Source organism: Nostoc parmelioides FACHB-3921 (assembly GCF_014696625.1).
GTDB lineage: Bacteria > Cyanobacteriota > Cyanobacteriia > Cyanobacteriales > Nostocaceae > Trichormus > Trichormus parmelioides.
Window position 1 is genome coordinate 12,166 of record NZ_JACJQL010000031.1, and the last position, 20,298, is coordinate 32,463.

Sequence of the window (20,298 nt, forward strand, 5' to 3'; positions counted from 1 at the left end):
ATACATTGATTACAAATTAGAAATTAGAAATTACGAACTGGTTTAATGTTTTCCTTGTGAAGTCACATTGCATTCTCTGTGCCTCAGACTTTCTTATAATAATTAAGTCTATCCCATCATCAAAAATCATTCCGTGACTACCACTCCCCTTTCTCCAAGTACCCCCTCAAATGTTCAGGTTCCCGATATCCAAGGACGCTTTGGACGCTTTGGCGGTAAGTATGTGCCAGAAACCTTAATGCCGGCTTTAGCCGAACTAGAAACAGCTTATCAAAAATACCGCCATGACCCAGGTTTTCAAGCAGAACTACAACAATTGTTGCGTGACTACGTAGGACGTGCCACACCGTTGTATTTTGCTGAACGCCTCACCGCCCATTATGCCCGACCAGATGGTACAGGAGCGCAAATTTACTTAAAACGAGAAGATTTAAATCATACAGGCGCTCATAAAATCAATAATGCCCTTGGTCAAGTATTATTAGCCAAGCGCATGGGTAAGCAGCGCATTATTGCCGAAACAGGTGCTGGACAACATGGTGTAGCAACAGCTACAGTCTGCGCCCGCTTTGGCCTGGAATGTGTGATTTATATGGGTGTTCACGATATGGAACGCCAAGCTTTAAACGTCTTTAGAATGCGGCTGATGGGGGCTGAAGTTCGTCCGGTGGCTGCTGGGACGGGAACTCTCAAGGACGCTACATCTGAGGCGATTCGGGATTGGGTGACGAACGTGGAAACTACTCACTACATTTTGGGTTCCGTCGCCGGGCCTCATCCTTACCCAATGATGGTACGGGATTTTCATGCAGTCATTGGGCAAGAAACTCGCGCTCAAGCTTTGGAAAAATGGGGTGGTTTACCCGATATTTTGTTGGCTTGTGTGGGTGGCGGGTCTAATGCGATGGGATTATTTTATGAGTTTGTGAATGAGTCATCCATTAGGTTAATTGGAGTAGAAGCAGCAGGAGAAGGTGTCAACACAGAAAAACACGCTGCTACCTTGACAAAAGGACGAATTGGTGTATTGCATGGGGCGATGAGTTATCTGCTGCAAGATGAGGATGGCCAGGTAATTGAAGCCCACTCGATTAGCGCGGGGTTAGATTACCCTGGTGTGGGGCCAGAACACAGCTACTTGAAAGATGTTGGTCGTGCGGAATATTACAGTGTAACGGATGAGGAAGCTTTGGCTGCGTTCCAGCGATTATCCCGCTTGGAAGGAATTATCCCCGCCCTGGAAACAGCCCATGCGATCGCCTACTTAGAAACCCTCTGTCCCCAACTTGAAGGTAGCCCCCGCATTGTGATCAACTGCTCTGGACGTGGTGATAAGGATGTCCAAACTGTAGCTAAGTTTTTAATCCCACAATAAATCTATCTTTAGATAGATATTTTCTTGAAGATTTATAAATTTACGCAGGCTGTTTTGCCGCATTTTTCGGGAAAATTTAGGGAAAAATCAGACTTATAGGGGAGGGCGATCTGAGCGATCGCCTTCTCATTTATGAAAATCTAAGAATTTAAAAGTTATCAGAGAATATTCAAAGGGATAGGGATAGAACCAAAGATATACAAAGCCACAGCAAATTTGTTCAAATCCAGGCGGTTTGTTTAGATGAACAGGAAGTTTACTCTCAGCAACTACGTCTGTGATTGCTAATGCTTAAAACAACAATTTACGCCGTTGCGTTAGGAACTTTCGCTCTCACCAGTGGGGCGAGTGCAGTTTCTCTCCAAATTCAATCTCCTGCACCCAAGTCTTCATCTATTTCTAGCGATCGCCTTCTCGCACAATACAGTTTTCCCAGACAATATAATCGTCGTCCCATGAGATATCCTGGGCAATCTTATCCTCAAAGACCCTATAATCCCTCAGGTGGGCAAAACAGCCCCCGAAATCCCTCAAGTGGACAAAATAACCCTTCCAGTCCTTCAGGTGGACAAAACAATCCTTCCAGTCCCTCAGGTGGACAAAACAATCCTTCCAGTCCCTCAGGTGGACAATCAGATAGCAACTCAGCTTCTATAGAACAGGCAGTCTTCGCGCAAGTTAATCAATACAGACAGTCTCAGAACTTACCAGCACTAACCCGGAACGCTAGTATTGACGAGCAAGCCAGGATTCACAGCCAAAACATGGCTAGTGGTAAAGTTCCCTTTAGCCACCAGGGATTCGATCAGCGTGTGAAAGCGCTGAATATGCCCAACAAATCCGCAAGTGAAAACGTTGCTTATAACCAAGATAAAGACCCAGCAACACGCGCAGTCCAAAGCTGGCTCAAAAGCTCAGGACACCTAGCCAATATTAAAGGTAATGCCAACTTGACTGGGGTCGGTGTTGCCGTCAATGGTCAAGGTGTAGTTTATTTAACCCAAATTTTCGTTCGTTCTTAGAACTTTGAGGGTGCCAATTACCGGAAGAGGCAGGGGGGAAGGGAGCAGGGAGCAGGGGGAGCAAGCCCTTTTCCTCAACGCGAGTGCGGAGCGGAACATGAAGAGAAGTCTGAGCGCCGGAAGCCGGCGCTCAGAACTTCGGGGTACAAGCCCCGCCCTTCTAGGGCGCTTGACCGGGGCGGAGTACAAGCTCTGTCTCGGTTTTCCCCCTTGCTCCCGTTCGCGTAGCGTCCCGTAGGGAAGTTCGCCCGGAGGGAAACCCTCCTTGCGACTTCTCTTCCTGCCCCCTGCTCCTTTTCCTCTTGCTGACCTATTACCCATTACCAGATTCCTCATCCGCTTGTGGATGAGGAATTTTAACCACAATATAGTTTTTTATGCTACAAATGGCGAACGAAATCGTTACGTGGTTAGCTGTGTGTGTAATTTTAGTAATTTGTCCCCACTTTTCAGGCTGATTAAACTGCAAAAGTATCCTGTTATATAACTTAGAAAGTAGAAGTTAGAGTATAGGTCTTATAAGTATGTACACAAAGTAATTCTTCATGTCCCGACAACCTGCTTTTGGCATCGCTATAAGTATGCTTGTCCTTGCCGGAGGATTAATGGCTCCTCTAATACCAGGTCACTCTTCTACAAAAAACGCCACTGGTGATTCACCCTTGTCGATTTTTTCTCATCAGGTTGCTACGACTACTACTACAACCTTTCAAACTACTGCTTTAGAAAAATCAGTATTTGAGCAGATTAATCGGTATCGGATAGCTAGAAGACTACCAAAGTTGACCTTAAATGCGAGGATCACTCAGCAAGCAAGAGTTCACAGTCGCAATATGGCTAGAGGTAGAGTTCCGTTTAGTCATCAAGGATTTGAGCAACGGGTTAATGCTATCCCTCTTCGCTACAACAGTGCTGCCGAAAATGTGGCTTTTAATCGGGGATATGACGATCCAGCAAACGAAGCTGTAATTGGTTGGATAGACAGTCCTGGTCATTTAAAGAATATCAAAGGCAATTTCAATATGACTGGTATTGGCGTTGCCACTAATGCCCAAGGGGAAGTCTATCTGACACAAATTTTCTTGCGTACTAGATAGATGGAATTGTGGGTTTTTTAGACAATAATAATGTAGTGTCGGTGACTCGTCGGCAGATACTGCATATATTATTGAGTGATTCATGACATTACAAGACTTCCAAGTGGGCGATCACGACCTTAGTGACGCGGCTGTTGCCGAATATTTACAATCCGAGGCGATCGCTGTCGATACAGAAACAATGGGATTGTTACCCCAGCGCGATCGCCTGTGCTTAATTCAGCTATGCAATCCAGAGGGGAAGGTAACCGCAATTCGTATAGCCAGAGGGCAAACCACAGCCCCAAATCTCAAAAAACTCCTAGAAGCAACAAACGTCCTCAAAGTTTTCCACTTCGCTCGGTTTGATGTTGCTACTTTGCGTCACCATCTGGATATTCATGTCCAGCCAATTTTCTGCACCAAAATCGCCAGTAAGTTAGCCCGCACTTACACCAATCGCCACGGACTTAAAGATTTGGTACATGAGTTGGAACAAGTAGAACTAGATAAAAGCGCTCAAAGTTCGGATTGGGGAAACGCTGCGAATTTGACTGAAGCACAACTCAGTTACGCCGCCAATGATGTCCGCTATTTACTCAGCGCCCAACAAAAATTAGTCGCCATGCTCAAACGCGAAGAACGCTGGGAACTAGCACAACAATGCTTTCAAGTCTTACCAACAATTGTTTCCCTAGACTTATTACAGTTCAAAGATTTGTTTGAACATTAAATTAATTGTTAGTCAACAGTCAACAGTCAACTGTTAACTGTCAACTATCTAAGCAAAGAACCAATCACCAATGACTACTAAACTTCCTTCCTCTGATTCTCTAAATGATTTTGCATTCGAGAAACAACGTTGTAGTCGTCTGCACCTGCGGGAGTTCGGGACTCAATAATTCCTTCGGTAGGGCCGCCAATCGCCTTCCATGCGGCTAAACCACCCTTGAGTTCAGAGACGCGTTCAAAACCAGCTGAACGCAAAAGATTTACTGCTTGGGAGGTTTGCTCATCACCTGCACCATAAACATAAATATCGCGGCTTTTCTCTAAAGACGATGAGGCTCTGTCTACCAAGTCCTCAATGGGCATTGCCATCGCACCCATAATATGACCATCATTATAGGTAGAGCGATCGCGTACGTCCAGTATTGTAAAAGCTGGTTCACCCCACTCTAAACGAGACTTGAGTGCATGAGCATCAGACTGTGGTTCAATGGGTGGTTGCTGAGGAATAATACGGCCTAATGGATTATTAGTCATAACCTAACTATTAACTGCTAATGGAATTAACAGTAATTTAGCTAAGTTCATTCGTTGATTTTCTCTGGCTGTGGTATGAATATTGTCTATTTATCTCTTTTGGTAGACTAGAAATAATTCATCCTCAATTTTTTGTTTTAATCCATTATTCAAAGCATATCTTAGGCAATCCATTAGTAATTTATTAGCTTCAAAATATTGTTGTAATAATCGAATTTGTTGCTGATTAAATTGCCAGTCATAACCAATATTACGGTATTTAATTATTTTGCTTTTCAATTGTTGATGCCATAATTTCCCATTCTCATACCACCAATATAATATTTTTTCCAAGTTACTTTCTGCACCAGGTAATCCTTTCTTGAGCCTTTGTAATTCTTCTCTAAATTCAGCATCTCTAACTATATTAATAGCTTCATCAAAATTAAGATTGAGGGCGTAGATATAATTAAAAGCATGAGCATGATGAAGATTCTGCTCAAAAATAATTTCTAGCTCATTCACACAGTTCAGAGTAGTAAAAAGCAACTGATCCAAAGCTAATTCGGAATTAAGAGATATATTGTTAAATAAATCTCCTACCAATACATCATTGGCACTATCAGCAAAAGCATAACTACAAATTATGTAAAAGGCACGAGCAGTAAATACTTGCCCTGAATTAACAAATTCACTGGTTTTTTGATGTAGCCAAATTAAATAACTTTGAATCTTTTCATCAGCAGCTACAAGCTCATCAACTTTATCTTTCATTAATAGGAGTATGTTGTCAGGTTTATCTAACATACTGACGATTAACAAGAACAAGTTATGCCAACGCTCTTCACCTACGTGGTTAATTAACAACTGCCAATTATAATTTTGAGCATCATCAACAATATATTTCGCAGCGAGATATTCTTGAAATGCCAAATGGGAAAAAGAATCAATCCCCCTAGCTCGTTCTACTAATAAACCATCTTGTGCTTCAATTCCTTGTAGAATAGCTATACTATGTTGCTGTAAATCAATGGTATTTGATTGGTTAGATAAATAATCATATATTAGGTCTTGAATCTTATCTGAAGTAAAGAAATAATCTCCCTTCACAAAAGTATTGACAGCAAGGTAACAAAGCAGCTTTTTTTTATCTGCTAAATTTAAATGTGCATAGAAATCATCTCTCTTAATACCTCTAGTTTCATCCCATCTAGCCAGTAAAATATTCAGTGCCTGTTCATACAAGTTTGCCGGCTTATAGGGAAATTGCATTTTAACTCTAAATACTAGACACAAAAGATGTAATAAAATTGGTGTATTAGCTAATTCTCGGATACGCTGATTTTCTGGTAAGTTTAGTTGCTGGGTAAATATATTGCAAGTTGAGTCACCTTCTTTGCTTGACAGATGAGCCACTGCCATAAACCATTGCTTGACAAAAACATCTCTTTGTTGTTCTTGAAAATCTGCAATTTCGACCTCAGTGAAACCCTGAAATCTATATTTTTGGGCAGAAACGCGGCAAGTAATTACAAATTGATTTTTATAAAATGTTTGAATAAACTTGCGAATTTCTCTGATAACTTTGTCTACATGACCCAATGGCACTTCATCTAAAGCATCAAGTAAAATTAATGCTTTACCTCCAGCAAGCACTGCTAAAGTTGATTCTTCTTCAACTCCATTGCAACGAAATTCTTGAACAAAGTATTGTAAAAGATTTAACTCACCCTCACGTTGAGTATCTTCAGCAAATTCCTTTAATCTAATAAAAATAGGTACTTGATTGGGTTGTAATTTGCCATGATTACATTCCATTGCTAGATACTGTAAAAATGTTGTCTTACCAGACCCAGGTTTACCCAACAGCATCAATTTTGAATAGCGCGATATAGCATCTAACCCTGGTAATGCTCTTTGATGGTTTCCTTGTCCAAACCCCTGAAAGTTACACTCAAGACACCAATCATTCATCAGGTCAGAAATTTCCCGCCATTGCTGACTGGTTATCTCCTCCAAAACACTCACAGGAGTGTAAATTTTACTTAAGGGAATTGCCTGAGCAATATCTAACATTTGCAGAGTGCTGCACTGGTCTTGAATTTTCTCCTGACGCTTTTGGCGTACTTCCCTTACCAATACATCAAGATCAATTCCTTTAGGTTGTAATTGAGTCTCTGATATTGCTTCTTCTGCTAAACCAACAACTTTTTGCCAGGATAGTCCTAGTTGTTGGCAAATTTGCACAAAACAACTGCGAGATACCGGTTCTCCTGCGAAAAACTTAGAGACTGGTTGACGTGTAATCCCTAACGCAGCTGCTAGTTTTTGTTGAGTCAAGGTTTTGTCGGTTAGGGCTGTTTTCGCGGCTCTAATACCTTCAGGCGAAGCTCTCAGTCCTTGGCTGGTCATACTCTCAGCTAAAATGTGTGATTAAATACGATTTTTTTGGTAGCTGCACGCAGACACACTCCGGACAAATACTCATATCTCCCCGTAGGTAGTTTTTTCATGAGTTAAATCAGAGTAGGCTATATCACGGATTTTTTATATGGGATTGTTCGGTGGCTTTGTTTGAAAGCCAACTAGATTGATTTAGAGAAGTTCTACCAATCGGGAAACACACTGAAAACTATCAACTTCTCTCAACAGTGAAGATTTGCCATTTTAGCACGTAAGCAGAAAGACATACCAAAGTTATACAAAAGTCATACATTTTGTTTGCATAATCATGGCTGAACTTTTCATAAATTTAATGGAAAATTAAGTGTAGCTAAGTAATACAGAAACAATGTATTCCTGTCAGATGTTGTCGGTCTGCGTATTCACTAGAGATAGACCTCGACCAACGCTCCCTACTAGAAGCGCTCATAACACAATTACCTTAATGGCTGTCTCTTGTGTAGGAGCATAACAAACAGCAAAACGCTAGATAAACAATAGGCCATAACAATCGCTGAAATAATATGGTGATGCTTTCCGCTACAAACCCCAAAATTCTTGTTGTAGATGACGATTTTGGAGTCCGTAACCTCATATATCGCTTTTTAAGCCGCAAATATCAAATAGAGTCTGCGGCAGATGGTAAAACGGCTTTGTCATTGTTTGAGCAATTCAACCCAGCCTTGGTGATTCTTGATTGGAATCTTCCCGACACTAGCGGCTACAGTCTTTGTCAAGAAATGCAAAGCCGTAATAACGTCTTGGTGATGATCTTAACTGGAAGAACAGAGGAAGCTGACAAGATTAAAATCCTGGCTGCTGGTGCTGATGACTTTATTACTAAGCCATTTAGTTTGGCTGAAATTGAAGTTCGTGTCCAAGCTCTTTTAAGACGCATCCGCTCTATTAAACCTTCTCCTTCACAACGCTTGATATTTAAGCAGCTAGCAATTAACCCAGAAGGAAGAGAGGTAACTTTGAACGATAAACCTCTTAATCTCACCGCTTTGGAGTTTAATATTCTCCACTTCTTAGCTAGCCATCCTGGTCAAGCTTGGAGCCGTCCTCAATTAATTCAAAAAATTTGGGGTTGTGACTATGTAGGAGATGGACGGGTGGTTGATGTACACATCGGACAGCTACGTAAGAAGTTAGAATCTGATACCAGTATACCGGAGTTCATTAAAACTGTTCGCGGTTATGGTTATAAATTTGAAATACCAGAATCTACAGCAATTTAAGCTGGGAAAGCAAGAGTTTATCTGATGAAAAGTTAACTCACACACTAAATATCAGGGTGTGGCTATTTACAATTTGACCGTTTATTTACATCTTCTTGTTTGATATATAGCTGTTGACGGTTGACAGTTGACAGACTTGAAAGCCTTGTTTTGTCAGTGTTTGATCTTAGCTTGATGTCATAATCTATCTGGCCACGGCTATACTTGCAATAAAGGACTTCCAGATAAAAAAATATCCAAAATGTAGCGTGCGTCAGTATTAATAATTTCTCGGTACAGCTAAGTTTTCTCGCAAGTAGCGCATCCTACTAACTAAATAAGCAACGTATTCAAAATTATTTTTGCCAACCTAACCTCTGACGAACCAACTCAGCCGCTAATACGATCGCCTCCTTCATACTAGTAGCATCAGCAATACCTTTACCGGCAATATCAAAGGCTGTTCCGTGGTCTGGGGAAGTGCGGACAAAAGGTAAACCAATAGAAGTATTTACAGCTCGGTCAAAAGCCATCAATTTGACGGGAATTAAACCTTGGTCGTGATACATTGCCAGGTAGGCATCAGCAGGGTGCTGCACAACGCCATTACCATACCAAGCTTGACCAGGTTTAACCCACATCGTATCCGGGGGAATCGGCCCATCTAGTTGGAAATTAGGGCGTTTTTGTCGTTCTGACTCTAACCAAGGAATTAACCAATCTAGTTCTTCTGTTCCCAGTTGTCCTTGTTCGCCACTGTGGGGATTTAAACCAGCGATCGCAATTCTCCCACTAGTGATGCCAAAATCTTTCTCTAAACACTCCACCAACAAATCTAATTTTTGCGTCAGCAATTGCGGTGTTAGTGTATCCGCCACTTGACGTAAAGGTAGATGGGTAGTTGCGAGTAAGGCTCTTAGTGTCCAACCAGTGTAAGGCGATCGCGCGACAAATAACATCCCAAAGCGGTCTACGCTAGACTTTTGGGCTAACAGTTCCGTTTGTCCTGGGTAATTATAGCCTGCGGCTTTCCATGCAGATTTAGCGATCGGGCCGGTCACAATTCCATCAAAATCACCCGCTAGGGTTTGGGCGATCGCATAATCCATATAAGCGAAACTGGCTGCACCACTAGCCGCGTTACCAGTTCCTAAATTTATCTGTGCGGCAGTTTCTTTATCAACAGTTACATCAATAATTTTTAATAAATTAGGATCAGCCAACGGCAGTAAATTTCCCATCGAGCTTAATTGTTGATAAGTCTCTTGGAGTAAATTTTTATTACTTACTACAGTTAAGTCATAGTTATGACCAATTTCTACATCAGCCAAAGCCTTTAAAATCACTTCTGTCCCGATTCCGCCTGGATCTCCGACTGTTAGAGCTAAACGTGGGCGATATTTTTGAGGTGTATTTACTGTTTGATTCTGATTTAATTGGTACATATAAGTGCTTTGGAAAAGAATTTTTTGCTTGATTCCATCTCCCAATAGTAGGGATTGACTATCAAACTAGTTTAAAATTGTTTACACAGGTCTAATCCAAGTAAAAGTAGCAGTAAGAAGCTAAAAAAAGCGGGAGAGCAGAGAAGCAGATGGAGGAAGGTGAATAAATTATTATTCAACACTACATCACTCGGCTCGCATTACTTAGTAGTTCTGACTGCTGTGCCTAGATAAGACCAAAAAATCAAAATTTATTCGTCAAGGAGAATCACATCAATGAGCGGCGAACTTCTAAATGCAGCTTTGTTATCTTTCGGCTTAATCTTCGTAGGTTGGGCTTTGGGTGCTTTATTATTGAAAATTCAAGGCGCAGAAGAATAATTTATCTGTATTTGCCTGCTTTCAACAGATGAGAAGCCTGAAGCTTACTGAAAAAATAGCGTGTCCGGGTACTCCTTTGAAGAAGCAGGCCACCGCAGTCCACCCGGCGCTTCATCCCGCGCGTGTGGCTGCACTCACCGGAAAACGCTGTTATAGTGATTTTTTCAGTATCAATTCTGTTCCTTAAAAACCATTAATTTTTATTTACAGATATAATTCTGTTAAGATTCTTTTCATAAAAGTTTAAAATTTGTTACAACCCTCATGACATTATTAATAGTCGGTGCCACTGGCACCTTAGGAAGACAAGTGGCTCGTCGGGCGATCGATGAGGGATATAAAGTTCGCTGTCTTGTCAGGAGTGCCAAAAGAGCAGCTTTTTTAAAAGAGTGGGGAGCCGAACTCGTAAGAGGAGATTTATGTCAACCCCAGACTCTTGCAGAGGCGCTAGAAGGCGTAACAGCAGTAATTGATGCAGCAACCTCTCGTGCTACAGATTCGCTGACAATTAAACAAGTAGACTGGGAAGGACAAATAGCCCTAATCCAGGCAGCAAAAGCGGCGGGTGTAGAACGTTTTATATTCTTCTCTATTATTGATGCCGATAAATATCCAGAAGTCCCACTGATGGAGATTAAACGGTGTACAGAATTATTTTTAGCTGAATCTGGGATAAATTACACCGTTCTGCGCTTGGCCGGCTTCATGCAAGGGTTAATCGGTCAGTATGGCATCCCCATTTTAGAAGGACAGCCTGTTTGGGTAACTGGCGCATCTTCCCCAGTCGCTTATATGGATACTTTAGACATTGCTAAGTTTGCTGTGCGGGCTTTGAGTGTGCCAGAAACGGAAAAACAAGCTTTCCCTGTAGTGGGTACTCGTGCCTGGAGTGCAGAAGAAATTATTAACTTATGTGAACGCTTATCTGGTAAAGAGGCGAAAGTTAGACGAATGCCCATTAACCTCCTACGAGCTGTGCGCGGTCTTGCCAGATTCTTTCAGTGGGGATGGAATATAGCTGACAGATTGGCATTTACCGAAGTTTTGGCTAGTGGTAGACCGCTAAATGCTTCAATGGATGAAGTTTACACAGTCTTTGGGTTAGAAAAAGAACAAAGTACTACTTTAGAAAGCTATTTACAAGAGTATTTCAGCCGGATTCTGAAAAAGCTCAAACAGTTAGATTACGAGAAAACTAAAACTAAAAAGCAAAAAGACAAAAAAACTCCCTTTAAAAAAGTCAATAGTTAATAGTCGCCAGTCAACAGTCAGTAATCAACAGTTTTTTACCATAGAGTATGGACTTTTGATGCCAAACTAATGACTGGTGATCCAAAATGTGTAACGATTACAAAAGACAAAGCGTCGCTTAAACTTGGATATTTGAGTGTGCCGAAAGTAGGCATTATATACAACGACATTAAACCGGTAGCCGGTCGTGTTGCTATCGAGTTAAAAGATAAGCTAACCGCAGCCGGTTGGGATGTATCTATCACATCTAGTATCGGTGGCATATTGGGCTACTCTAATCCCGAAAGCCCTGTATGCCACACACCAATTGACGGTTTGACACCCCCTGGCTTTGATTCAGAGATGAAGTTTGCCATAGTGCTGGGGGGTGATGGTACTGTTTTAGCCGCATCGCGTCAGGTAGCGCCTTGCGGTATTCCCATTTTGGCAGTGAATACTGGACACATGGGGTTCTTAACGGAAACTTACCTGAATCAATTACCCCAAGCGATAGATCAGGCGATCGCAGGTGAGTATGAAATCGAAGAACGAGCCATGCTCACAGTCAAAGTGCTACGAGGAGAATCAGTACTTTGGGAAGCTCTATGCTTGAACGAAATGGTTTTGCATCGTGAACCATTAACCTCAATGTGTCATTTTGAGATTGCTGTAGGTCGTCATGCGCCAGTTGATATTGCCGCAGATGGGGTAATTGTTTCTACACCTACAGGCTCCACCGCTTACTCTTTAAGCGCAGGTGGGCCAGTTGTCACCCCCGGCGTACCTGCATTGCAGCTCGTTCCTATTTGTCCCCATTCTTTGGCTTCTAGGGCTTTAGTATTTCCCGATACTGAACCAGTCAATATTTACCCGGTGAACATTCCCCGGTTGGTGATGGTAGTAGATGGCAATGGGGGATGCTATATTTTTCCCGAAGATAGAGTATATCTAGAGCGATCGCCATACAGTGTCAAATTTATTCGCCTCCAACCACCAGAATTTTTCCGTATTTTGCGAGAAAAACTTGGTTGGGGTCTACCGCATATCGCTAAACCAACTTCGGTAGAATTACCTTAGTTAGTTGACAGTTAACAGTTGTTTATTCGTTCCAATCCCCAATCCCCCATCATTGCCTATACAATTAAGCATCCAATATCCCAAAATCTTATGATAGCTACTCATAGCCCGTGTGTTTTGGTGATCGAAACTGATGATAGCCTAGCGAATCAACTGTCTTTTGATTTACAAGAAGCTGGCTATGACTCTATTTTGGCGAGTGATGCGACTACTGGATTACAATACTGTCGCGATCGCCAGCCTGCTTTAGTTGTATTAGACAGAATGCTGGCGGGTGAATCTGGTCTTTCTTTGTGCAAAAATCTGAGGAATACCGGAGTGCGATCGCCAGTATTAGTTTTAATGGCTAGGGACACAGTTGATGATCGGGTTGCTTGTCTAGAAGCAGGGGCTGATGATTATATTCTTAAACCTTATCGCCCAGAAGATTTTTTAAGACTGATTCGCCTCTACTTGAAACCAGATGTCGATACCACAGAACAGTTACGCTTTGGTGATTTGATTTTAGACCTAGCTAATCGCCGCGCTGTTTACAGTGGACGAAATGTCGATTTAACAATGAAAGAATTTGAACTTTTAAAATACTTAATGGAACATCCCCGTGAAGTATTAACCCGCGAACAAATTCTCGAAAACGTCTGGGGTTACGATTTTATGGGTGAATCTAATGTCATAGAAGTATATATTCGCTACTTACGCTTAAAAATTGAAGATGAGGGTCAAAAGCGACTAATTCAAACTGTGCGAGGCGTTGGTTACGTCCTCAGAGAGTCCTGAAAATTTAACCCCGTAGTAACGCAAATTACATTCTATAATTAAGCTCTCCCACTCTCCCACAGGTGGGATATTTGTTTTATGGCAGGTTACATCCAAATTTATCAAACATAGTCACTTGTATGGTTTGTCAACAGTCAACAGTCAACCATCAGCTGTCAACACAAAAAGATATCCATGTTAAAGCAAAAGCAGCTTAACCAGCCTCTTCAACATGGTAGAAAACATAACCGAGAAGCGTGGGCTTTTTCGCTTAATTTCTGTAAAATCGAAGTCTAAATTACAAAATCAAAAATTGTATGATGCGTTGGTTAAGTTTAATTCCGATGCTATTGAGTATTTTACTGATGGCTTGTTCTTCACAAACCACTGCTGAAACACCTACAGATACTGCTATTTCTCCACCTGCACTAGTAGTGAATTCTGGACAAACACTACCAATTTCAGCCAAGGCAACTGTTCCTAATGGCACAACTATTGAATTAGAAGTGGCAAAGACACAAGAACAGCAGCAAATGGGGTTGATGTATCGCCCAGCTTTACCAGATAACAGAGGAATGCTGTTTCCTTTTGCTTCTCCACAACCAGCTAGATTTTGGATGAAGAATGTACCAGTTGCTTTAGATATGGTGTTTTTGCAAAAGGGTGTAGTCAAATATATTCAAGCTGCTGCACCTCCTTGCCCTAGTGAGCCTTGTCCTACTTATGGCCCTGACGTACTTATTGATGCAGTCATAGAATTACGTGCAGGCAGGGCAGCTGAGTTAAATTTGCAGCCAGGCAATAGTATCAAAATTGAGTTTTTAAATAACCGTAATTAACAGTGTTAAGTCTCTCAATGGCTTGCATTCCAAGATGAATCTGATTTTTACTTCATGATTTTTACGTAAAAAAAATATCAAGTATACGTAAAATGCAAATTCTGCGGTTACTATTTAGTATGATGTCAAACACAACAAAATTTATACACTCTCAAGTGCGATCGCAGCCTAGAAAAACTTTATGCAAAAAATCTTCCTTTTGGCATAAGTGTTACTAGTTGTTTGTGAGGCAGTATTATCTATGGAATCTTTGCTACTAAAAGTGTATCTAAGTGACACACTAAAGTAAAAAAAGATAAAACCTATTTGACCAGAACAACTAACAGCTGGAAAATAAAGCATCTAGATGAAATGAAGGCTAAGATTAGCTATAATTCTCTAGTTTTCGTTAAAAAATAAGCTGTGTTTGCAGAATTTAAAAAATTGCTCCAGTGATTATCCGGTCATCGTATATTCACCGATGAAGTAATATTTGCAAAGTATAGGGAAACGGGAAAACACTAAATGACAATTCAGACTAAACAAGGAGGTGAGTTACAGATGTCACCATCTACTTATTCAAGGCTCATTCATTTTCTACAGGAAGATTTAGCAATTTCTGCGGCATCTTTGGCTGTGGCACTACGGCATAGAGAACAAGACCCAGGGCCTTTGCCTATGATTCTTTGGCAGTACGGTTTAATTAGCTTAGAACAGTTAGAAAAAATTTATGATTGGTTAGAAACAGCGTAAGCTAGGAAGTTCTCGTTTAGGAGAATTAAGGTATGTTGCAACCACTCTGTCTTGTGCCAGGACTGAGACACAAAAAATTGACTCCCATAATTTCTACTCATTTAAATACAAACAAACTAAAAGAGCGAGTGAATTATTTAACTCGCTCTTTTAATTTAGCTGTTATGAACTTTTTACCCACGACGGATGAAAAAGGGGCTATAAACTCAAGAATTATAGCCGTAGCCAGATGAATCAATTCAAATTCACTCATAGCCTATAGCTATTCCTGCGGACAACTCGTAGAGTAGGCTACGCCAACAAAATTCAAAATGAAACCCTGACCACACAAGGTTTTCAAGTCCGTCAACAGACAACCCTCCGGGTACTCTTCCCTTCTCCGCGAACGCAGACAAGACTCCGACTGCCTCACCGTCAATTGTCAACAGCTATATTTCCTACCCAATACCCAATCCCTTTTAATCATGAGTTGCAACTTGCTGATCATGATGATTGATTGACCAACGATGTTCTACTGATAGGGAAGAACCTAGACAGGAATTTTCTAAGTGTTTTTGCTGGGCGGCTGCTTTTCTTAATGTAATAATTAATTGATTTACTTGATGTCGCAATTCAGGGTTTTTACTGACTGCTGACATGGTTTGTCTTTCTAATAATTGGAGTATGAGTTCATAATGAATGGGTGAAGGTAGGGGAATTTGCTCCATGTAGTCGATGGGTGATGTTATATTAAGCATTTTGTGATGCTTAGTAGTTGTATGTTATTAAGTTAATTTTTACACAATAAATAAATATTAACTATATTTTTTGATATTTAAATAGCTTCATCAAGTTTGTTAAGGGTATAGGGGTATAGGGGTGTAGGGGTATAAATGTTTGAAACTCTTGCACCTTTACACCCTTACACCCGTTCTCAACAGACAACCTGTGTGCGTAAGTCCTACATCTAAAAGAATAACTTTTAAACACCACTGGAGAATAGGTTGGCGATCGCTAGTTCTGGATCTGGTTGTTTGACTAAAGACTCACCGATTAGCACAGCACTAGCACCCGCTTGGGATACTAAACTCAAATCTTCTGGGTTATGTAATCCCGATTCACTCACAACTACAATATTTCGTTCTTGTAACTGGCTACCTCTGGCGGCTAAAAGTTGGCAAGTAGTTTGTAAGTCTACAGAAAAATCTTCTAAATTGCGATTGTTAATTCCAACTAAAGATACACCATCTAAAGCTAAAACGCGGTCAAGTTCTTCCAGGTTATGAACTTCAATCAAAGTTGCCATATTCAAAGCTTTGGCAATTTTGATGAAGTACTGTAAATCTTGATCACTAAGGATAGCAGCAATTAATAACACAGCATCTGCGCCTTGAATCCGTGCCAGATACATTTGATAAGGATAAATCACAAAATCCTTGCAAAGTAAAGGTAAATCTACGGCGGCGCGGACTTTAGTTAAGTTGTCAAAACTACCTTGAAAAAACTTTTCATCAGTTAAGACGGAAATACAACTAGCGCCACCTTGTTGGTAGGATAAGGCGATCGCTACTGGGTCAAAATCTTCCCGAAATACGCCTTTACTGGGTGAAGCCTTTTTGACTTCGGCAATTAACGCAGGTGTGGTTCTACCGTTTTTTAAAGCGGCGACGAAATCGCGGGTAGGTGGGGCAATACGTGCTTTTTTTTGCAATTCCAGCAAAGGCAACTTTTCCCGCATTTGGTCAACTTCTACTTCCTTTTGCCAAACGATTTCTTCCAAAATATGTTGTGGTTTGGCATTTGGTAGAGCGACTTGGTAGCGCAATACCGATACATTGATAGCAGGATTTGGTTGTCGGCGACGGATTTGCATAGGGTTGTCAGTTGTCAGTTGTCAGTTGTCAGTTTTCATTAGTCCATAGTCCATAGTCAATGGTCATTAGTTATAGCCGTGGACTATGGACTATGAACTATGAACTATGGACTGTTGACTAAACTAAACGATCGCTCGTTTATACGCTTCATCCAACACTTCGGATAATGTTGGGTGGGCGTGGACTAAATGGGCTAAAGTTTGGACAGTTTGACGGTTGGCTACGGCGGCGGATGCTTCGTGGATTAAGTCGGAGGCGTGTAAACCAAAGATATGTACGCCTAAAACTTCCCCGGTATCTTTGCGGTAGATGACTTTGGCTATACCGTCGGCTTCGTTTTCGGCTAAAGCTTTGGAATTGCCTTTGAAGTAACTTCTGCTGGTGGCGACTTCAAAACCTTCAGCTTGGCCTAATTCTTTAGCACCGGTTTCTGTTAAGCCGACATAGCTAACTTCGGGATGGGTAAATGCGGCGGCGGGAATGCTGCGATAGTCTACTGTTCTTTCCTTACCGATGATATTTTCCACGGCGACAATGCCCTGGGCTGAAGCAGCGTGTGCCAGCATCATTTTGCCGTTAGCATCACCAATTGCCCACAAATGGGGTACTACTTCACCTGCTGATAACACTGCCATGCGATCGTCTACAGGAATAAAGTTGCGGCGATCAAGTTCCACACCAATGGATTCTAAACCCAGGTTTTTGGTGGCTGGGATGCGTCCTGTTGCTACTAGGCAAGCATCTACCTCGATGACATCGACAACTTCCTTGGTTTTGAAATCTGCCAATTCAATTACTACTGGCGAACCAGGAATAACTTTTTTGGCATATACACCAACTTTTGTTTCAATATCGCGGGGTGTAATTAGCACCCGTTCCGCGAGTTTGGCAATATCGCGGTCAAATCCTGGCATTAACTGGTCGAGGGCTTCAATCAAGGTGATTTCACAGCCCAAAGCTGAGTAAATATCCGAGAATTCTAAACCAATGTAACCACTACCAATAATGGCTACCCATTCAGGTAAGGTTTCTAACTTTACGCCTTGGTCGCTGGTGAATACGGTTTTGCCATCGACTTCAATACCGGGAGGTACGAAGGGGACAGAACCGGGGGAAAGGATAATATCCTTAGCGGTGATGGTTTTTTCACCACCATCGCCCGTGACGGTGACTTTTTGTGTCCCCGCGATTTTGCCCCAACCCCTGATGATATCGACTCCCAGACGTTTCAGGCTATTTGTTAAATCTCCTTGAATTTTGGAGACAAGATTATTAGCATGATTAGCGATCGCTTGACGATCAAACTCCACATTACCAATTTGAATCCCCAGAGACTTCAGGTGATGGGCATCGCGTAATTCCCGCACACGTCCAGAAGCAGCCAACAGCGCTTTCGATGGAATGCAGCCTCGATTGACACAGGTTCCCCCCATGTCGGCTGCCTCGATAATCGCTGTCTTTAGGCCGCAACTTACCGCGTGTAGGGCTGCGCCATGTCCCCCTACACCAGCGCCTATTATGACTAAATCGTAATCAAATTCATGACTCACGTTAGTTTCCCCGTGTGCTTCGCCTATCTATTTTCAACCCGTCTAGCCATCCTTGCAAGCCTTTAGAGGTGTGGAAGTTACTAAATTGGGGATTGGGGATGCAATTGTACAGACGCGATTAATCGCGTCTCTAACCACTGACCTGATTAATCGCGTCCCTAATGACCAATCTCCTAATTGCAATCAATGAGCGGAAAGCCTAAGCTTGATCTAGTATTTATCTACGCACAGGTTTTTGCAGGCGATCGCTCGATGTCTCTACCCCAAATCAGTGAATTTACAGTCCGTCGCTACGCTAACGCCAAATCTTTCCAACGTGGGGAGGCTTATTTTGAAGCGGGTGCTGTCATCACAATCACTCAGCGTGGTCAGCAATTGCAAGCAGAAGTTGAAGGAAATGAACGATTACCTTATCGTGTAACTCTCAATTTTGATGACAAGAATATCACTTCGGCCAAGTGTACTTGTGCTTACAACCTAGATGGCTGGTGTAAACACATTGTGGCGACGATGCTTGTATCTACAAGACAACCAGAAATTATTGAGCAACGTCCTACTTTAGAACAATTACTAGATCGTTTAGATCATGTCCAGACTCAAAGGCTGGTACAGGAATTAGTTGCCGAACAACCCCAACTGATAGATGTAATTGATCAGCACGTTAGTTGGATGACGAATCCTGTAGCTAAACCTATATCTACTCAACCCGGACGGCAAGTAACTGTGAATTTGGCTTCCTTTCGCGGACAAGTTAAGCAAATTTTGCGGGAAGCAGTCCGCTACTTTGAGGAGGGGTATGAGGAAGACCCGATTACCGAAGATTTGTTTAGTTTGGTGCAGACTGCTTTAGAATTTTCTCAGCAAGGTGAGAGTAATAATGCGATCGCTATTCTTGAAGCCATCACCTCTACCTGTGCCGAAAATTGGGATGAGGTATCAGAATACGGTGCTGACAATGATGAAATTGCCTGGGAGTTAAATCTGGCTTGGTGTGAAGTGATTCTCTCGTCTGAACTAACATCAGCAGAAAAAGTTGATGTGCAAGTGAGTTTGGAAGCTTGGCAAGATGAATGGAATGCCGATTTTAGCATGAGTTTAGATGCGTTACGTCAAGGTTGGGATGATCCGCATTTGCTGCGAATTCTCCAAGGCGATATTGCCGAAATGGGTGTATGGGAAAGAGAAGTTCCTAATTATGCTGATGATTTGGCACAAATTCGCCTAAAAATTCTCGAACGCCAGGAACGCTACCAAGAATATTTGTATTTAGCCCAAGTAGAGGGACAAACCCAAGAATATTTAACGATGTTGGGGCGTTTAGGCAGGGTAGAGGAAGCATTGGCGGCGGCGGAAATGCAGATGAGTTCCACGGAAGAAGCTTTTGCTTTAGCTAAAACCTTAGCTGAACAAGGTTCATTACCGGAAGCATTAGACATAGCCCAAGTTGGTTTTAAGTTACCTGGTAATTGTCGGTATGAATTAGGCATCTGGACAAGCGATTTAGCCGAAGCTGTGGGCAATCCAGAAATTTCTTTACTCGCACTCAAGGAAGCTTTTCAAGTTAAACCCTGCTTTGTTGATTATCAAAAAATGGCAGAATTAGCGGGTGAAAGCTGGGAAAATGTCAAAACAGATTTATTAAGGATTATTCAGAGTTGTAAGACTTGGGGAATAGAATCAGCCAAGGTGGATGTATTTTTATATGAGGGACTGATTGAGGATGCGATCGCTACTGTTAGTGAACTCAGTTCCTATCATTCAGCTTTAATCCACCGAGTCATGGAAGCAGCCATATCACAGAAGCCTGATTGGGTAATCACTAATGCCCGTCGCCGTGCTGAAAAAATTATGGATGAGGGTAAGGCAGAATACTATAGTGAAGCAGTGCAGTGGCTGAAAAAGGTACGTGCTGCTTATATACAATCTGGTAGACAAGCAGATTGGTCTAAATATCGAGAAAAGTTAATAGAAATCCACGCCCGTAAACGGAAATTGATGGGAATGTTCAAGGAACGGGGGATGGAGTAACAATCAATTGGTTGATCTAGGATTTAT

The 20,298-nt window shown here is 41.8% G+C and carries 18 protein-coding genes; 12 read left to right on the top strand and 6 right to left on the bottom strand.

The window, feature by feature from the left end; all coding sequences use genetic code 11:
- The first annotated feature begins 133 nt into the window (after window positions 1–133).
- From trpB to H6G14_RS19295, 4 genes are all read left to right on the top strand, one after another.
- Entirely contained in the window at window positions 134–1,375 is a 1,242-nt protein-coding gene (gene trpB, locus H6G14_RS19280; RefSeq protein WP_190568932.1) for a tryptophan synthase subunit beta, read from the top strand.
- A 287-nt stretch (window positions 1,376–1,662) separates the two neighbouring features.
- Window positions 1,663–2,397 carry a CAP domain-containing protein gene (locus tag H6G14_RS34245; RefSeq protein ID WP_190568933.1) on the top strand — a complete coding sequence of 245 codons (735 nt, stop codon included), beginning with the start codon at window positions 1,663–1,665 and terminating at the stop codon, window positions 2,395–2,397.
- A gap of 545 nt (window positions 2,398–2,942) precedes the next feature.
- Window positions 2,943–3,494 carry a CAP domain-containing protein gene (locus H6G14_RS19290; protein ID WP_190568934.1) on the top strand — a complete coding sequence of 184 codons (552 nt, stop codon included), beginning with the start codon at window positions 2,943–2,945 and terminating at the stop codon, window positions 3,492–3,494.
- Window positions 3,495–3,576: 82 nt separating this feature from the next.
- On the top strand, window positions 3,577–4,206 hold the full coding sequence (locus tag H6G14_RS19295) for a ribonuclease H-like domain-containing protein (protein WP_190568935.1): 630 nt from the start codon (window positions 3,577–3,579) through the stop codon (window positions 4,204–4,206).
- Window positions 4,207–4,283: 77 nt separating this feature from the next.
- On the opposite strand, the gene H6G14_RS19300 is transcribed toward H6G14_RS19295, so the two are convergent.
- Window positions 4,284–4,739, bottom strand: a complete 456-nt coding sequence (locus H6G14_RS19300; RefSeq protein WP_190568936.1) for a rhodanese-like domain-containing protein — start codon at window positions 4,737–4,739, stop codon at window positions 4,284–4,286.
- A gap of 90 nt (window positions 4,740–4,829) precedes the next feature.
- Complete coding sequence (locus H6G14_RS19305; protein ID WP_190568937.1) at window positions 4,830–7,130, bottom strand: NACHT domain-containing protein; 2,301 nt, start codon at window positions 7,128–7,130, stop codon at window positions 4,830–4,832.
- 554 nt (window positions 7,131–7,684) lie between these two features.
- On the opposite strand from H6G14_RS19305, the gene H6G14_RS19310 reads away from it, so the two are divergent.
- The gene (locus H6G14_RS19310; protein WP_190568938.1) at window positions 7,685–8,401 is read left to right on the top strand and encodes a response regulator transcription factor; all 717 of its coding nucleotides are present in this window, start codon (window positions 7,685–7,687) and stop codon (window positions 8,399–8,401) included.
- 335 nt (window positions 8,402–8,736) lie between these two features.
- Here the strand turns inward: H6G14_RS19310 and pdxA are convergent, their stop codons facing one another.
- Window positions 8,737–9,825, bottom strand: a complete 1,089-nt coding sequence (gene pdxA / locus H6G14_RS19315) for a 4-hydroxythreonine-4-phosphate dehydrogenase PdxA (RefSeq protein WP_190568939.1) — start codon at window positions 9,823–9,825, stop codon at window positions 8,737–8,739.
- Between the two features lie 276 nt (window positions 9,826–10,101).
- On the opposite strand from pdxA, the gene petM reads away from it, so the two are divergent.
- The 6 genes from petM to H6G14_RS19345 all read left to right on the top strand — a co-directional run bounded on the left by petM (window position 10,102) and on the right by H6G14_RS19345 (window position 14,840).
- On the top strand, window positions 10,102–10,206 hold the full coding sequence (gene petM, locus H6G14_RS19320) for a cytochrome b6-f complex subunit PetM (RefSeq protein ID WP_010998885.1): 105 nt from the start codon (window positions 10,102–10,104) through the stop codon (window positions 10,204–10,206).
- 264 nt (window positions 10,207–10,470) lie between these two features.
- Complete coding sequence (locus H6G14_RS19325; protein WP_190568940.1) at window positions 10,471–11,457, top strand: SDR family oxidoreductase; 987 nt, start codon at window positions 10,471–10,473, stop codon at window positions 11,455–11,457.
- Window positions 11,458–11,595: 138 nt separating this feature from the next.
- The gene (locus H6G14_RS19330) at window positions 11,596–12,513 is read left to right on the top strand and encodes an NAD(+) kinase (protein WP_190568992.1); all 918 of its coding nucleotides are present in this window, start codon (window positions 11,596–11,598) and stop codon (window positions 12,511–12,513) included.
- A gap of 90 nt (window positions 12,514–12,603) precedes the next feature.
- Window positions 12,604–13,290 carry a response regulator transcription factor NblR gene (nblR, locus tag H6G14_RS19335; protein ID WP_190568941.1) on the top strand — a complete coding sequence of 229 codons (687 nt, stop codon included), beginning with the start codon at window positions 12,604–12,606 and terminating at the stop codon, window positions 13,288–13,290.
- Between the two features lie 296 nt (window positions 13,291–13,586).
- Entirely contained in the window at window positions 13,587–14,108 is a 522-nt protein-coding gene (locus tag H6G14_RS19340) for a DUF192 domain-containing protein (protein ID WP_190568942.1), read from the top strand.
- 504 nt (window positions 14,109–14,612) lie between these two features.
- Window positions 14,613–14,840, top strand: a complete 228-nt coding sequence (locus tag H6G14_RS19345) for a DUF2949 domain-containing protein (RefSeq protein ID WP_010998879.1) — start codon at window positions 14,613–14,615, stop codon at window positions 14,838–14,840.
- A 458-nt stretch (window positions 14,841–15,298) separates the two neighbouring features.
- On the opposite strand, the gene H6G14_RS19350 is transcribed toward H6G14_RS19345, so the two are convergent.
- The 3 genes from H6G14_RS19350 to lpdA form a co-directional block, all read right to left on the bottom strand.
- Window positions 15,299–15,547, bottom strand: coding sequence for a DUF5340 domain-containing protein (locus H6G14_RS19350; protein ID WP_190568993.1), 249 nt, complete (start codon window positions 15,545–15,547; stop codon window positions 15,299–15,301).
- 254 nt (window positions 15,548–15,801) lie between these two features.
- Window positions 15,802–16,692 (bottom strand): indole-3-glycerol phosphate synthase TrpC, encoded by an 891-nt coding sequence (gene trpC / locus H6G14_RS19355; protein ID WP_190568943.1) that lies wholly within the window; start codon window positions 16,690–16,692, stop codon window positions 15,802–15,804.
- A gap of 123 nt (window positions 16,693–16,815) precedes the next feature.
- Window positions 16,816–18,243: a dihydrolipoyl dehydrogenase gene (lpdA, locus tag H6G14_RS19360; protein ID WP_190568944.1), complete on the bottom strand. Its 1,428-nt coding sequence runs from the start codon at window positions 18,241–18,243 to the stop codon at window positions 16,816–16,818.
- Window positions 18,244–18,429: 186 nt separating this feature from the next.
- On the opposite strand from lpdA, the gene H6G14_RS19365 reads away from it, so the two are divergent.
- Window positions 18,430–20,271, top strand: coding sequence for an SWIM zinc finger family protein (locus H6G14_RS19365; protein ID WP_190568945.1), 1,842 nt, complete (start codon window positions 18,430–18,432; stop codon window positions 20,269–20,271).
- The last annotated feature ends 27 nt before the right edge of the window (window positions 20,272–20,298 follow it).

Coding starts and splice junctions, on each gene's coding strand:
- pdxA (WP_190568939.1), bottom strand. CDS start 9,825: ATGTACCAATTAAATCAGAATCAAACAGTAAATACACCTCAAAAATAT.
- H6G14_RS19305 (WP_190568937.1), bottom strand. CDS start 7,130: ATGACCAGCCAAGGACTGAGAGCTTCGCCTGAAGGTATTAGAGCCGCG.
- H6G14_RS34245 (WP_190568933.1), top strand. CDS start 1,663: ATGCTTAAAACAACAATTTACGCCGTTGCGTTAGGAACTTTCGCTCTC.
- H6G14_RS19295 (WP_190568935.1), top strand. CDS start 3,577: ATGACATTACAAGACTTCCAAGTGGGCGATCACGACCTTAGTGACGCG.
- H6G14_RS19345 (WP_010998879.1), top strand. CDS start 14,613: ATGACAATTCAGACTAAACAAGGAGGTGAGTTACAGATGTCACCATCT.
- trpC (WP_190568943.1), bottom strand. CDS start 16,692: ATGCAAATCCGTCGCCGACAACCAAATCCTGCTATCAATGTATCGGTA.
- petM (WP_010998885.1), top strand. CDS start 10,102: ATGAGCGGCGAACTTCTAAATGCAGCTTTGTTATCTTTCGGCTTAATC.
- H6G14_RS19350 (WP_190568993.1), bottom strand. CDS start 15,547: ATGGAGCAAATTCCCCTACCTTCACCCATTCATTATGAACTCATACTC.
- H6G14_RS19365 (WP_190568945.1), top strand. CDS start 18,430: ATGAGCGGAAAGCCTAAGCTTGATCTAGTATTTATCTACGCACAGGTT.
- H6G14_RS19290 (WP_190568934.1), top strand. CDS start 2,943: ATGTCCCGACAACCTGCTTTTGGCATCGCTATAAGTATGCTTGTCCTT.
- H6G14_RS19340 (WP_190568942.1), top strand. CDS start 13,587: ATGATGCGTTGGTTAAGTTTAATTCCGATGCTATTGAGTATTTTACTG.
- H6G14_RS19310 (WP_190568938.1), top strand. CDS start 7,685: ATGGTGATGCTTTCCGCTACAAACCCCAAAATTCTTGTTGTAGATGAC.
- H6G14_RS19325 (WP_190568940.1), top strand. CDS start 10,471: ATGACATTATTAATAGTCGGTGCCACTGGCACCTTAGGAAGACAAGTG.
- nblR (WP_190568941.1), top strand. CDS start 12,604: ATGATAGCTACTCATAGCCCGTGTGTTTTGGTGATCGAAACTGATGAT.
- H6G14_RS19300 (WP_190568936.1), bottom strand. CDS start 4,739: ATGACTAATAATCCATTAGGCCGTATTATTCCTCAGCAACCACCCATT.